Origin of the sequence: Kitasatospora sp. NPDC096128 (assembly GCF_040303105.1) — a bacterium.
Taxonomy (GTDB): Bacteria; Actinomycetota; Actinomycetes; order Streptomycetales; family Streptomycetaceae; genus Kitasatospora.
In genome coordinates, this window is record NZ_JBEOSP010000027.1 from 62,034 (window position 1) to 75,633 (window position 13,600).

Consider the following 13,600-nt stretch of genomic DNA (forward strand, 5'->3'; position numbering starts at 1 on the left):
CCACTGAGCCATGTCCGTTACGCACCGCCTCACCGCCCCGAACCCCGGGTGGACCGCCGACACCGACGTGGTCGTGGTCGGCTCCGGGGTGGCCGGCCTCACCGTCGCCCTCAACGTCCGCAAGACCGGCCTGCGGGCCATGGTGGTCACCAAGTCGATGCTGGACGAGGGCTCGACCCGCTGGGCGCAGGGCGGCATCGCGGCCGCCCTGGGCGAGGGGGACTCCCCCGAGCAGCACCTGGACGACACCCTGGTGGCCGGCGCCGGCATCTGTGACGAGGAGGCCGTCCGCACCCTGGTCACCGAGGGCCCGGACGCCGTCCGCCGGCTGATCGCCACCGGTGCCCTGTTCGACCGGGGCGAGGACGGCGAGATCCTGCTGACCCGCGAGGGCGGCCACCACCGCCGCCGGATCGTCCACGCGGGCGGGGACGCGACCGGCGCCGAGATATCGCGCGCCCTGGTCGCCGCCGTCCGCAACGACCCGGACATCGAGCTGATCGAGCACGCGCTCGTCCTCGACCTGCTGACCGACGCCGAGGGCCACGCCGCGGGGCTGACCCTGCACGTGATGGGCGAGGGCCAGCGCGACGGCGTCGGCGCCGTCCGGGCCCGCGCGGTGGTGCTCGCCACCGGCGGCATGGGCCAGATCTTCTCCGCCACCACCAACCCTGCGGTCTCCACCGGCGACGGCGTGGCCCTGGCCCTGCGGGCCGGCGCCGCCGTCACCGACCTGGAGTTCGTCCAGTTCCACCCCACCGTGCTCTGGCTCGGTCCGGACGCCGAGGGCCAGCAGCCGCTGGTCTCCGAGGCGGTCCGCGGCGAGGGCGCCCACCTGGTCGACGCGGACGGCGTCCGCTTCATGGTCGGGCAGCACGAGCTGGCCGAGCTGGCCCCGCGCGACGTCGTCGCCAAGGCCATCACCCGGCGCATGCAGGAGCAGGGCGCCGAGCACATGTTCCTGGACGGGCGGCACTTCGGCGCCGAGATGTGGGAGCACCGCTTCCCCACCATCCTCGCCTCCTGCCGGGCGAACGGCATCGACCCGGTCACCGAGCCGATCCCGATCTCCCCGGCCGCCCACCACGCCTCCGGCGGCGTGCGCACCGATGCGCAGGGCCGTACCAGCGTCCCGGGCCTGTACGCCTGCGGCGAGGTCGCCTGCACCGGGGTGCACGGCGCCAACCGGCTGGCCTCCAACTCGCTGCTGGAGGGCCTGGTCTTCGCCGAGCGGATCGCCGCCGACCTGGCCGGCCTGCACGCGGCCGGCGAGCTGCCCGCGCGCACGGTGGACGTCGCCGCCGCACGGGCCGCGCAGCCGGTGCCGCTGCCGCCGTCCGAGGCCCGGGCGGAGATCCAGCGGCTGATGTCCCGCGGCGCGGGCGTGGTGCGCTCGGCCGCCTCGATGGCCGACACCGCGGCCGGGCTGGCCCTGCTCGCCGAGCAGGCCCACTTCCACGTGGCCGAGGAGAAGCCGGCCGACCCCCGGGTGGAGACCTGGGAGGCCGCCAACCTGCTGCTGGTCGCCACCGCACTGGTCGCGGCCGCCGCGCAGCGCGAGGAGACCCGCGGCTGCCACTGGCGCGAGGACTTCCCCGAGCGCGACGACGCCCACTGGCGGCGCCACCTGATCACCACCCTCGCCGCCTCCGGCGACCCCGTCAGCACCCCTGAGGAGCAGTAGAACCATGACCCACTCGCACGAGGAACTCCCGCTGGCCGACCAGGGCGGCTGCGGCGACGGCTGCGCCTGCGGGGACGGCGAGGGCTACGAGACCGGCCTGGACCCGCAGCTGGCCGAGCTGCTGGAGGAGGCCGGGCTGGACCCGATCGAGGTCGAGGACATCGCCACCCTGGCGCTGGCCGAGGACCTGGCCGGCGGCGAGGACGTCACCTCGGTCGCCACCGTGCCCGCCGACGCGGTCGCGACCGCCGACTTCACCGCCCGTCAGGCGGGCGTGGTCGCCGGCCTGCGGGTCGCCGAGGCGGTCGTCTCGCTGGTCTGCGAGGAGGAGTTCGAGGTCGAGCGGCACGTCCAGGACGGCGACCGGGTCGAGGCCGGCCAGGTGCTGCTGTCGGTGCGCTCGCGCACCCGCGACCTGCTGACCGCCGAGCGCAGCGCGCTCAACCTGCTCTGCCACCTGTCCGGCATCGCCACCGCGACCCGGGCCTGGGCGGACGCCCTGGAGGGCACCGGCGCGGTCGTCCGGGACACCCGCAAGACCACCCCGGGCCTGCGCGCGCTGCAGAAGTTCGCGGTCCGCTGCGGCGGCGGCGCCAACCACCGGATGGCGCTCTCGGACGCCGCCCTGGTGAAGGACAACCACGTGGTCGCGGCCGGCGGCGTGGCCGAGGCCTTCCGGGCCGTCCGGGCCGCGTACCCGGAGCTGCCGGTCGAGGTCGAGGTGGACGAGCTGGCACAGATCCCGCCGGTGCTGGAGGCCGGTGCGGACCTGATCCTGCTGGACAACTTCACCGTCGACCAGCTGAAGGAGGCCGTCGCGCTGGTGGCCGGCCGGGCGAAGCTGGAGGCCTCCGGCGGACTGACCCTGGCCGACGCGCGCGAGGTCGCCCAGACTGGTGTCGACTACCTGGCCGTGGGCGCGCTGACCCACTCCTCGCCGATCCTGGACATCGGCCTGGACCTGCGCGCCTGACCGTCAGGTCGAGAGCGGTTCCTGCCCCGACCCCGTCCCGACTCGCAGAAAGCGTCCCCGTGCTCCTCACCATCGACGTCGGCAACACCCAGACCACACTCGGCCTGTTCGACGGCGAGGAAGTGGTGGAACACTGGCGGATCTCCACCGATCCGCGTCGCACGGCCGACGAACTGGCCGTCCTGCTCCAGGGGTTGATGGGCAACCACACCGCGGTCAAGGAGGCCGCGGTGGAGGGCCTGGCGATCTGCTCCTCCGTCCCCGCCGTGCTCCACGAGCTCCGCGAGGTGACCCGCCGCTACTACGGCGACGTCCCCGCGGTGATCGTGGAGCCCGGCGTGAAGACCGGGGTGCACGTCCTGATGGACAACCCCAAGGAGGTCGGCGCGGACCGGATCGTCAACGCGCTGGCCGCCAACCACCTGTACGGCGGCCCGTGCATCGTGGTCGACTTCGGCACCGCGACCACCTTCGACGCCGTCAACGCGCGCGGCGACTACGTCGGCGGCGCGATCGCCCCCGGCATCGAGATCTCGGTCGAGGCGCTCGGCGTCCGCGGCGCCCAGCTGCGCAAGATCGAGCTGGCCCGGCCGCGCAACGTGATCGGGAAGAACACCGTCGAGGGCATGCAGTCCGGCATCCTCTACGGCTTCGCCGGGCAGGTCGACGGCCTGGTCGAGCGGATGGCCCGGGAGCTGGCCAAGGACCCGGACGACGTCCAGGTGATCGCCACCGGCGGCCTCGCCCCGCTGGTCCTCGGCGAGGCCTCCACCATCGACGTGCACGAGCCCTGGCTGACCCTGATCGGCCTGCGCCTGGTGTACGAGCGCAATCGCCCCACCAGCTGATCGCCCGACCGAACGCCCGGCCGGGCGGACGTGGGGAATTCCGCGCGACGTTACCGACAAATCGGATATTCCTCACGTAGTGTCAACCCATGCCTACGCCACACGGATCGCGCGGCGGCATGGCCTTCAGCGCCGACGAAGTCCGCGTGCTGCGCCGAGCCCTCGCCCAAGCCCTGCACCCCGCCGTCCCCGTCCACCTCCAGGGGCCCGACCGGACGGCGCCCGCCGGCCCGGGCGCCGAGCTGTGGGCCGAGGACGTCCAGGACGCCCTGCGTCTGACCGAGGCGATCGACGAGGCCGTCCAGGAGGGCGGCCGACTGCGCGCCTTCCTGCTCGCCGACCTCTGCCGCTACCGGGCCGCCCTGCCCGGCAGCGCCGCCGGCTACCTGGAACGCCTCGAGGAGGCGGTGACCGACGGCTACCTCCCCGCGCCCGAGGACCTCACCGCGCTGCGCGGGCTGACCCGCCAGCCCTGCGGCCACGGCGAGCGGGCCCGCCGCTCCCGGCTCGCCGGGCGGTGCCACGCGCTGGCCGAGGCCGCCGTCCGCGAACGGCTCGCGCTCACCACCGGCCACCCGCGCCACCTGGTGGCCGTCCCGAACCCCGCCGCACCACCCAGCAGTCACCCCACCCCTGTAGGAGGACGGATCACGATGAGCAGCACCGACTCCCGGGACTCCCGCCCGGAGCAGCCCGCCGCCGCGCAGACCCCGCCCCGCCCGCACCGGATGCCCACCCCGGCCGAGCTGTTCGGCCGCCGCCCCAAGCCGCCGGCCCCGCCCGCCCCGCCGGCCGAGCGGGCTCCGGAGGAGGTCGAGCTCCGCACCGGCACCGGCTGAGCCGCCCGCACCCGCCCCGGAGGGGAGGCCGTCGACCCGACGGCCTCCCCTCCCGCGTCGTCCGGCGTCGTCCGGCGTCGTCCGGCCTTATCCGGTCGCGGAGCACCGTGTGTGGCTGGCTACCCTTGTGGGGTGAGCGATCAGAGCCTTGTCCCCGCGACCGACGACCTTCCCGAGCAGATGCGCGTCCGGCGCGAGAAGCTGGACCGGCTCCGGGCGGCCGGGGTCGACCCGTACCCGGTCGGATTCCCCCGCACCAGCACCATCGCGGACCTGCGTGCCAAGCACCCGGACCTCGAACCCGACACCGCGACCGGCGAGCGCGCCGGCATCACCGGCCGGGTGATCCTGTCCCGCACCGGCGGCAAGCTGTGCTTCGCCACCCTGCGCGACGGCACCGGCGACCTCCAGGTGATGCTCTCCCTGGACAAGCTCGGCACCGAGCGGCTGGCGGCCTGGAAGTCCGACATCGACCTCGGCGACCAGGTCGGCGTCGAGGGCGAGGTGATCACCTCCAAGCGCGGCGAGCTGTCGGTGATGGTGGACCGCTGGGAGCTCACCGCCAAGTGCCTGCGCCCGCTGCCGGACAAGCACAAGGGCCTGACCGACCCGGAGGCCCGGGTCCGCCAGCGCTACGTCGACCTGATCGTGAACCCCGAGGCGCGCGAGATCCTGCACCTGCGCAGCAAGGTCGTCCGCTCGATCCGCCGCACCTACGAGGACCGCGGCTACATCGAGGTCGAGACGCCGATGCTCCAGCCGGTGCACGGGGGCGCCAACGCGCGTCCGTTCAAGACGCACATCAACGCGTACGACATCGACCTCTACATGCGCATCGCCCCCGAGCTGTACCTCAAGCGGCTGGTGGTCGGCGGCGCCGAGAAGGTCTTCGAGATCAACCGCAACTTCCGCAACGAAGGCGCGGACTCCACCCACAACCCGGAGTTCACCTCGCTGGAGTCGTACGAGGCCTACGGCGACTACGACACCCAGGCCGAGCTGATCCGCGCGACGATCGTCAACGCCGCCCGGGACGCCCTGGGCACCACGGTGATCAAGGGCGTGGACCCGCACGGCGTGGAGCACGAGATCGACCTGGCCGAGCCGTGGGAGGAGGTCAGCGTCTACCCGGGCATCTCCGCCCGCCTGGGCGTCGAGGTCACCCCGGAGACCGGCGTCGAGGAGCTGCGCGCGCTGGCCGCCGAGCACGGCATCCCGTTCGAGAAGAACTGGGGCCACGGCCAGATCGTGCTGGAGATGGTGGAGCGCCTGCTGGAGGAGAACGCCGTCCGGCCGACCTTCATCAAGGACTACCCGACCGAGGTCTCCCCGCTGACCCGCCAGCACCGCTCGATCGCGGGCGTGGCCGAGAAGTGGGACCTGGTGATCTTCGGCACCGAGATCGGCACCGCCTACTCCGAGCTGGTCGACCCGGTCGAGCAGCGCGCCCGCCTGACCGCGCAGTCCCTGCTGGCCGCCGGCGGCGACGTCGAGGCGATGCAGGTGGACGAGGACTTCCTGCGGGCCCTGGAGTACGCGATGCCGCCGACCGGCGGCCTCGGCCTCGGCGTGGACCGCCTGATCATGCTGCTGACCGGCAAGAACATCCGGGAGACCGTGCTCTTCCCGCTGGTGAAGCCGGAGCCGAAGGCCTCCGCCGCGCCGGCGGAGAAGACCGAGGAGGAGTGACCTGATGGACTACGTCAGCGCGATCGTGCCACCGCTGGTCATGGCGATCGGCTTCGGATTCCTGGTGCGGGCCATCGTCCGCAGCCAGGGCGGGGCCCAGAAGGCCAAGGAAGACATCGACTGATCGGACTGACGCCGTCAGCCGCCCCGAACGACCCGCGCCGCCATTCCCGATTCCCGGGGGTGGCGGCGCGCCGGTTTGGCGCACTTCACAAGATTTGCCCCATTCACTCCCTATCCTGGCGGCACTATGGTCCGGCAACTCGGCGAACTTGAGAACGCCATCATGACCCGGGTGTGGCGGTGGAACCGACCGGTGACGGTTCGCGAGGTTCTCCTGGATCTGCAGTCGGAACGCGAAATCGCGTACACCACGGTGATGACCGTCCTGGACAAGCTGCACAGAAAGGGCTGGTTGCGCCGCGAGCGGGTCGGCCGGGCCTATCGATATGAACCGGTCTCCTCGCGTGAGGCGTACACGGCGGCTCTGATGAACGACGCCTGGGCCACCGGTGACAATCCCGCGGCCGCCCTGGTGCACTTCTTCGGCCTGATGTCGCCGGAGCAACGCGAGGCCCTCCGGGACGCGTTGCGGGTGGCGGCCTTGTTCCCGTCCGATCCAGCGGCCGATCCGCCGGCCGGGGATTCCGCCGAGGACGGGACCGATACCGGCGGCTCCGATACCGGAACAGTGGATACCGGGGAGACCCCGCCGGGCGCGACGCGATAACGTCCCGCCATGGAGGTCACCATCCGCCGCGCGCGGACCACGGACGTACGGGCCGTACGCGGGCTCATCGACGCCTACTCGCGCGACGGCATTCTGCTCGACAAGCCCACGGTCACACTGTTCGAATCGGTCCAGGAGTTCTGGGTCGCGGAACGGGACGACAACGGCGCGGTGGTGGCCTGCGGCGCCCTGCACGTGATGTGGGAGGACCTCGCCGAGGTCCGTACGCTCGCGGTCGATCCGTCCTGCCGGGGCTTCGGGGTCGGGCACCTGCTGCTGGAGAAGCTGGTGCAGACGGCACGCTGGCTGGGCGTCCGTCGGATTTTCTGCTTGACGTTCGAGGTGCCGTTCTTCGCGAAACACGGTTTCGTCGAGATCGGGGAGCTCCAGGAAACCGATGATGGTACGACAGACCCGGCGGCGATCGCTACGGATGTCTATGAAGAACTTCTCCGCTCGTACGATGAAGGTGTCGCCGAGTTCCTTGACCTGGAGCGCGTGAAGCCCAACACACTGGGCAACTCACGCATGCTGCTGCACCTCTGAGCGACTCCGAGCCGGTCAAGGGTTTGTGTTTTCCGCAGAAAGGCGCTTTCCTTTCCTTAGGCAATGGGTCGTTTAGCGGAAAGGGAAGCCCGTGGCACAGAGGGTGCAGGTCATTCTTGAAGACGATCTCGATGGCGGTTCGGCGGACGAGACGGTGACGTTCGCGCTCGACGGCGTTGCCTACGAGATCGACCTGAAGAGCGCCAACGCGGACAAGCTGCGCGGTCTGCTGGCGCCCTACGTGGAGAAGGGCCGCAAGCAGAGCGGTCGGCTGGCCGGCCCCCGCCGTCCGGGCCGCACGGCGGCGGCGCGTCCGTCCGGCAGCGCTCCCGACACCGCGAAGATCCGCGCGTGGGCCAAGGAGCAGGGCATGGAGGTCAACGACCGCGGCCGGGTGCCCAGCACCGTCCGCGAGGCCTACGACAAGGCCAACGCGGCCTGATCCCGGTGCCGGCACCGGCCCGCCGGAGCGGATGCGGGGCCCCGGCGGCCGCGTACGGCGCCGACGACACACGCGCGGGGCGCGGAGGTCACACCTCCGCGCCCCGCGGCGCGCACCCGGAGGTCCGCCGTGCGGTGGCACCGGCCGGGGCCGCGGGCTCGGGCGGCGGAACAATCACGAGCTGTGCAACGCTGTAAGGGCGAAGCGACGCGAACACCCCCGGGGGCGGACACCCCGGGACGGCGCACGACCGTCCCCGGCCGCCGTCGAACCACCGTCACCGCGACCGGACTTCTCGCCAGGCGAACACCGCCACCGCGGAAACTGCGCGAGAACCGCCCCGATACCGGGTATGAATGCAGGTGGACGGGTTCTTCGACCCGTCCAGGGGCAGCATGTGCGACCGGCCGAAGAGGGACCGGCTCCGCCCCGGCGACGCTTGTTCGCCGATGGCGTAGCGGTTTCCGGTGCATCCGGCCCACCTGTGGGAACACCGATTCCCAGCATCAGGTTGGGATTGGTGTCGGCTGGTCGCGCAGCATCTCGCTCCTCTACCGGGGAGTGAATCCGTGGGCCGCGCCGCTGAGCGGGACTAGCATGCGGAAGGACAGGGCGGGGACGGACCCCGAACTGCCCGACCGCTCTGAGGAGCGATAAACGATGTTCGAGAGGTTCACCGACCGCGCGCGGCGGGTTGTCGTCCTGGCTCAGGAAGAAGCCCGGATGCTCAACCACAACTACATCGGCACCGAGCACATCCTCCTGGGTCTGATCCACGAGGGCGAGGGCGTCGCCGCCAAGGCCCTGGAGAGCCTCGGGATTTCCCTTGAGGCCGTGCGCCAGCAGGTCGAGGAGATCATCGGCCAGGGCCAGCAGGCCCCGTCCGGTCACATTCCCTTCACCCCCCGGGCGAAGAAGGTCCTGGAGCTGTCGCTCCGGGAGGCCCTGCAGCTCGGCCACAACTACATCGGCACCGAGCACATCCTGCTCGGCCTGATCCGCGAGGGCGAGGGCGTCGCCGCCCAGGTCCTGGTGAAGCTGGGCGCCGACCTCAACCGGGTGCGCCAGCAGGTCATCCAGCTGCTCTCCGGTTACCAGACCAGCGGCGGCAAGGAGTCGGCCACGGCCGGCGGGCCCGCCGAGGGCACCCCGTCGACCTCGCTGGTCCTGGACCAGTTCGGGCGCAACCTCACCCAGGCCGCCCGCGAGGCCAAGCTCGACCCGGTCATCGGGCGCGAGAAGGAGATCGAGCGGGTCATGCAGGTGCTGTCCCGCCGCACCAAGAACAACCCGGTCCTGATCGGTGAGCCCGGCGTCGGCAAGACCGCCGTGGTCGAGGGCCTGGCGCAGGCGATCGTCAAGGGCGAGGTCCCGGAGACGCTCAAGGACAAGCAGCTCTACACGCTGGACCTGGGCGCCCTGGTGGCCGGCTCGCGCTACCGCGGTGACTTCGAGGAGCGCCTGAAGAAGGTGCTCAAGGAGATCCGCACCCGCGGCGACATCATCCTGTTCATCGACGAGCTGCACACCCTGGTCGGCGCGGGCGCCGCCGAGGGCGCCATCGACGCCGCCAGCATCCTCAAGCCGATGCTGGCCCGCGGCGAGCTGCAGACCATCGGTGCCACCACCCTGGACGAGTACCGCAAGCACCTGGAGAAGGACGCCGCGCTGGAGCGCCGCTTCCAGCCGATCCAGGTCGCCGAGCCCTCGCTGCCGCACACCATCGAGATCCTCAAGGGTCTGCGCGACCGCTACGAGGCCCACCACCGGGTCTCCATCACGGACGCCGCCCTGGTCGCCGCCGCCACCCTGGCCGACCGGTACATCTCGGACCGCTTCCTGCCGGACAAGGCGATCGACCTGATCGACGAGGCCGGCTCCCGAATGCGCATCCGCCGGATGACCGCGCCGCCGGACCTGCGCGAGTTCGACGAGAAGATCGCCGACGTGCGCCGCGAGAAGGAGAGCGCGATCGACGCGCAGGACTTCGAGAAGGCCGCGTCCCTGCGCGACGACGAGAAGCAGCTCCTGCAGGCCAAGGCCAAGCGCGAGAAGGAGTGGAAGGCCGGCGACATGGACGTCGTCGCGGAGGTCAACGAGGAGCTCATCGCCGAGGTCCTGGCCACCGCCACCGGCATCCCGGTCTTCAAGCTGACCGAGGAGGAGACCTCCCGGCTGCTGCGCATGGAGGACGAGCTGCACAAGCGCGTCATCGGCCAGAAGGACGCCATCAAGGCGCTCTCCCAGGCCATCCGGCGCACCCGTGCGGGCCTCAAGGACCCGAAGCGCCCCGGCGGTTCGTTCATCTTCGCCGGCCCGTCCGGCGTCGGTAAGACCGAACTGTCCAAGACGCTCGCCGAGTTCCTCTTCGGCGACGAGGACGCGCTGATCGCGCTCGACATGTCCGAGTTCTCCGAGAAGCACACCGTCTCCCGGCTGTTCGGCTCCCCGCCCGGGTACGTGGGCTACGAGGAGGGCGGCCAGCTGACCGAGAAGGTCCGCCGCAAGCCGTTCTCGGTCGTCCTCTTCGACGAGGTCGAGAAGGCCCACCCGGACATCTTCAACTCGCTGCTGCAGATCCTGGAGGACGGTCGCCTGACCGACTCCCAGGGCCGCGTGGTCGACTTCAAGAACACCGTCATCATCATGACGACCAACCTCGGCACCCGGGACATCTCCAAGGGCTTCAACCTGGGCTTCGCGGCCACGGGTGACACCCAGACCGGGTACGAGCGGATGAAGGCGAAGGTCGGCGAGGAGCTCAAGCAGCACTTCCGCCCCGAGTTCCTGAACCGCGTCGACGACATCGTGGTGTTCCACCAGCTGTCCGAGGAAGACATCATCCAGATCGTCGACCTCATGATCGCCAAGGTGGACGAGCGGCTCAAGGACAAGGACATGGGCCTGGAGCTCAGCGTCGAGGCCAAGAAGCTGCTGGCCAAGCGCGGCTACGACCCGATCCTGGGTGCCCGTCCGCTGCGCCGCACCATCCAGCGCGAGATCGAGGACCACCTGTCCGAGAAGATCCTCTTCGGCGAGCTGCGGGCCGGCCACATCGTGGTCGTCGACGTGGACGGTGACGGCAAGGAAGCCAAGTTCACCTTCCGCGGCGAGGAGAAGTCGGCCGTCGCGGACACCCCGGCCGAGGTCGCTTCGTCCGGTCCGGACCTGACGAAGTAGAGCAACATTTAACAGACAACTTCACAGCCACCGAGCCCCCGGCGTTCGCGCCGGGGGCTCGGTGCGTTCCGGGTGCCGGCGCAGGGTCCGGACCTGGCCTTTCTCACGCACCATCAGCTGACGGGAAATCGGCGAGCATAGCGCCGTGGCCATGTCACGGTCAAGGTCTATCTTTTCCAGCTCCACTTCGGTCAAATGACGTCCACCTGTCTTTCATATTGGTTTACCGGGCCTTGGCCAAGAGTCGGCTCGGTCGGGGAGGGCGTCACAACGTTGAAGACCACCAGGAGAGCTGCCGCGGTCACCACCGCGGCGGCGGTCATAGTCACGCTCGGCGCGGGTCTGTTCCCGAGCAGCGCCGTCGCGTCCGGCTCGGCACCGGTTCCGAAGGACCCGGCCGACGCCGTCCAGGCCGTCAACACCGAGCACAACATCCCGGGCCCGCTGACCGCCAAGGTCGAGGCGGAGAAGAAGGCCGCCACCGAGCAGCTGCTCAACGGCACCGCCCAGGTCGAAGAGCACAACGGCAGCACCAGCGTGAAGCTCGGCAAGGACAAGTACGTCGAGCTCCCGCGTGAGCGCTCGGACAAGATCTTCACGATCCTGGTCGACTTCGGCGACCAGGTCGACAACACCACCAAGACCGCCGACGGCAAGGTCAAGTACGGCGGCGAGGCCGGCCCCAAGCACAACGAGATCGCAGCGCCCGACCGCGCCACGAACAACTCGACCGCCTGGCAGGCCGACTACAGCCAGCAGCACTACCAGGACCTGTACTTCGCCAAGGACAAGCCCTCGCTGAAGACCTTCTACGAGAAGCAGTCCTCGGGCCGCTACACGGTCGACGGCGTGGTCTCGGACTGGGTCCGGGTGCCGTGGAACGAGGCCCGGTACGGCTCCGACTACTGCGGCTCCAACGTCTGCTCCAGCGCCCAGGACCTGATCCGCGACGCCGTCGACATCTGGTACAAGGACCAGCTGGCGAAGGGTCAGACCAAGGACCAGATCAAGGCGACGCTGGCCTCGTACGACCAGTGGGACCGCTACGGGTCGCACCACGACGGGAACTTCAACCAGCCCGACGGGTACATCGACCACTTCCAGATCGTGCACGCCGGCGAGGACAAGTCGGCCGGTGGCGGCAAGCAGGGCAGCAAGGCCCTGTGGGCGCACCGCTCGTACGTCTACGGCAACCTGACCGGCCAGGCCGGTCCGGACAACAACAAGCTCGGCGGCGTCCAGGTCGGTGACTCCGGCTTCTGGATCGGCGACTACACGATGCAGCCGGAGAACGGCGGCCTCGGCGTCTTCGCCCACGAGTACGGCCACGACCTCGGTCTGCCGGACCTCTACGACACCGCCGGCAAGGGCATCGACAACTCGGTCGGCTTCTGGTCCCTGATGTCCTCCGGCTCCTGGCTCGGCGAGGGCAAGGACAGCATCGGCGACATGCCGAACGACCTCGACGCCTGGAGCAAGTACCAGCTCGGCTGGCTGAAGGCCGACCGCGCCAAGGCGGGCACCGAGTCGACCCACCACATCGGCCCGGTCGAGTACAACACCAACCTTCCGCAGGCGCTCATCGTCGACCTGCCGAAGAAGAGCATCACCACCGACATCAACAAGCCCTTCGGTGGCAACAGCGAGTGGTGGAGCGGCAGCGCCGACAACCTCAACGTCACGCTGACCCGCGACATCGACCTGACCGGCAAGGCCAAGGCCAGCATCAACGCCAAGGCCTGGTACGAGCTGGAGCAGGACTTCGACTACGCCTTCGGTGAGGTCTCCACCGACGGCGGCAAGAACTGGACCGTGGTGGACGGCACCTGGAACGGCGCCGCGCTCCCCAAGGAGAACGGCCGCCCGGCCGTCAGCGGCCTGACCGCCGCCTGGGGTGACCTGTCGTTCAACCTGGACGCCTACGCCGGCAAGAAGATCCAGTTCCGCTACCACAACACCACCGACGGCGGTCTGCACTACCGCGGCTTCGCGGTGGACAACATCGCGGTGGTCGCCGACGGCGCCACCGTGTTCAGCGACGACGTGGAGAACGGCGACAACGGCTGGACCGCCGCCGGCTTCACCCGCTTCGGCGGCTCGTACACCAAGGACTACGCGCAGTACTACATCGCGGAGAACAAGCAGTACGTGTCGTTCGACCAGACGCTGAAGACCGGCCCGTACAACTTCGGTTCGGCCGCCAAGCCCAACTGGGTCGAGCACTACGCGTACCAGCCCGGCCTGCTGATCTGGTACTGGGACGAGTCGCAGACCGACAACAACGTCAGCGCCCACCCGGGCCACGGCCTGGTGCTGCCGGTCGACTCGCACCCGACCCCGATCAAGTGGTCGGACGGCACCCTGATGCGTCCGCGCATGCAGGGCTTCGACTCGACCTTCGGTTCGCGCCGCGTCCCGGCGCTGACCCTGCACAAGGCCGACGTCGAGACGGTCATCCCGAAGTCCAAGGGCGTCGACGAGTTCAACGACCTGAAGTCCTGGTGGTCCAAGGACGACCAGTACGCCGGTGTCGACGTGCCGAAGACCGGCACCAGCATCGAGGTCGAGAACGAGTCCGCGAACTACCTGGAGACCTGGATCCGGGTCCGCCCGGTCGACAACTGATCGTCCTGACGGTCAGGCCGTGATCGCGCGGCACTGAAGTCTCC

10 protein-coding genes are annotated in these 13,600 nt (G+C 70.3%); all 10 read left to right on the top strand.

Features of this window, described 5'->3' with window-relative positions; genetic code table 11:
* Positions 1–10: 10 nt before the first annotated feature.
* The 10 genes from ABTY61_RS27175 (at position 11) to ABTY61_RS27220 (ending at position 13,556) form a co-directional block, all read left to right on the top strand.
* Positions 11–1,684, top strand: a complete 1,674-nt coding sequence (locus tag ABTY61_RS27175; protein ID WP_350507702.1) for an L-aspartate oxidase — start codon at positions 11–13, stop codon at positions 1,682–1,684.
* A 4-nt stretch (positions 1,685–1,688) separates the two neighbouring features.
* Complete coding sequence (gene nadC / locus ABTY61_RS27180) at positions 1,689–2,657, top strand: carboxylating nicotinate-nucleotide diphosphorylase (protein ID WP_350507703.1); 969 nt, start codon at positions 1,689–1,691, stop codon at positions 2,655–2,657.
* Between the two features lie 59 nt (positions 2,658–2,716).
* Positions 2,717–3,505, top strand: a complete 789-nt coding sequence (locus tag ABTY61_RS27185) for a type III pantothenate kinase (protein ID WP_350507704.1) — start codon at positions 2,717–2,719, stop codon at positions 3,503–3,505.
* Between the two features lie 89 nt (positions 3,506–3,594).
* Positions 3,595–4,344, top strand: coding sequence for a hypothetical protein (locus tag ABTY61_RS27190; protein ID WP_350507705.1), 750 nt, complete (start codon positions 3,595–3,597; stop codon positions 4,342–4,344).
* Between the two features lie 111 nt (positions 4,345–4,455).
* A complete protein-coding gene (gene lysX / locus ABTY61_RS27195; RefSeq protein WP_502895440.1) occupies positions 4,456–6,033 on the top strand; it encodes a bifunctional lysylphosphatidylglycerol synthetase/lysine--tRNA ligase LysX in 1,578 nt (525 codons plus the stop codon).
* Positions 6,034–6,283: 250 nt separating this feature from the next.
* Positions 6,284–6,763, top strand: a complete 480-nt coding sequence (locus tag ABTY61_RS27200; protein WP_350507707.1) for a BlaI/MecI/CopY family transcriptional regulator — start codon at positions 6,284–6,286, stop codon at positions 6,761–6,763.
* 9 nt (positions 6,764–6,772) lie between these two features.
* Positions 6,773–7,309, top strand: a complete 537-nt coding sequence (locus ABTY61_RS27205; protein ID WP_350507708.1) for an amino-acid N-acetyltransferase — start codon at positions 6,773–6,775, stop codon at positions 7,307–7,309.
* Between the two features lie 91 nt (positions 7,310–7,400).
* On the top strand, positions 7,401–7,751 hold the full coding sequence (locus ABTY61_RS27210) for a histone-like nucleoid-structuring protein Lsr2 (protein ID WP_350507709.1): 351 nt from the start codon (positions 7,401–7,403) through the stop codon (positions 7,749–7,751).
* A 660-nt stretch (positions 7,752–8,411) separates the two neighbouring features.
* On the top strand, positions 8,412–10,931 hold the full coding sequence (locus ABTY61_RS27215; protein ID WP_350507710.1) for an ATP-dependent Clp protease ATP-binding subunit: 2,520 nt from the start codon (positions 8,412–8,414) through the stop codon (positions 10,929–10,931).
* 273 nt (positions 10,932–11,204) lie between these two features.
* A complete protein-coding gene (locus ABTY61_RS27220) occupies positions 11,205–13,556 on the top strand; it encodes an immune inhibitor A domain-containing protein (RefSeq protein WP_350507711.1) in 2,352 nt (783 codons plus the stop codon).
* Positions 13,557–13,600 lie beyond the last annotated feature (44 nt).

Excerpts from the sequence above, each read along its gene's own strand:
- ABTY61_RS27200 (WP_350507707.1), top strand. The coding sequence starts at position 6,284 with ATGGTCCGGCAACTCGGCGAACTTGAGAACGCCATCATGACCCGGGTG.
- ABTY61_RS27190 (WP_350507705.1), top strand. The coding sequence starts at position 3,595 with ATGCCTACGCCACACGGATCGCGCGGCGGCATGGCCTTCAGCGCCGAC.
- ABTY61_RS27205 (WP_350507708.1), top strand. The coding sequence starts at position 6,773 with ATGGAGGTCACCATCCGCCGCGCGCGGACCACGGACGTACGGGCCGTA.
- nadC (WP_350507703.1), top strand. The coding sequence starts at position 1,689 with ATGACCCACTCGCACGAGGAACTCCCGCTGGCCGACCAGGGCGGCTGC.
- ABTY61_RS27175 (WP_350507702.1), top strand. The coding sequence starts at position 11 with ATGTCCGTTACGCACCGCCTCACCGCCCCGAACCCCGGGTGGACCGCC.
- ABTY61_RS27215 (WP_350507710.1), top strand. The coding sequence starts at position 8,412 with ATGTTCGAGAGGTTCACCGACCGCGCGCGGCGGGTTGTCGTCCTGGCT.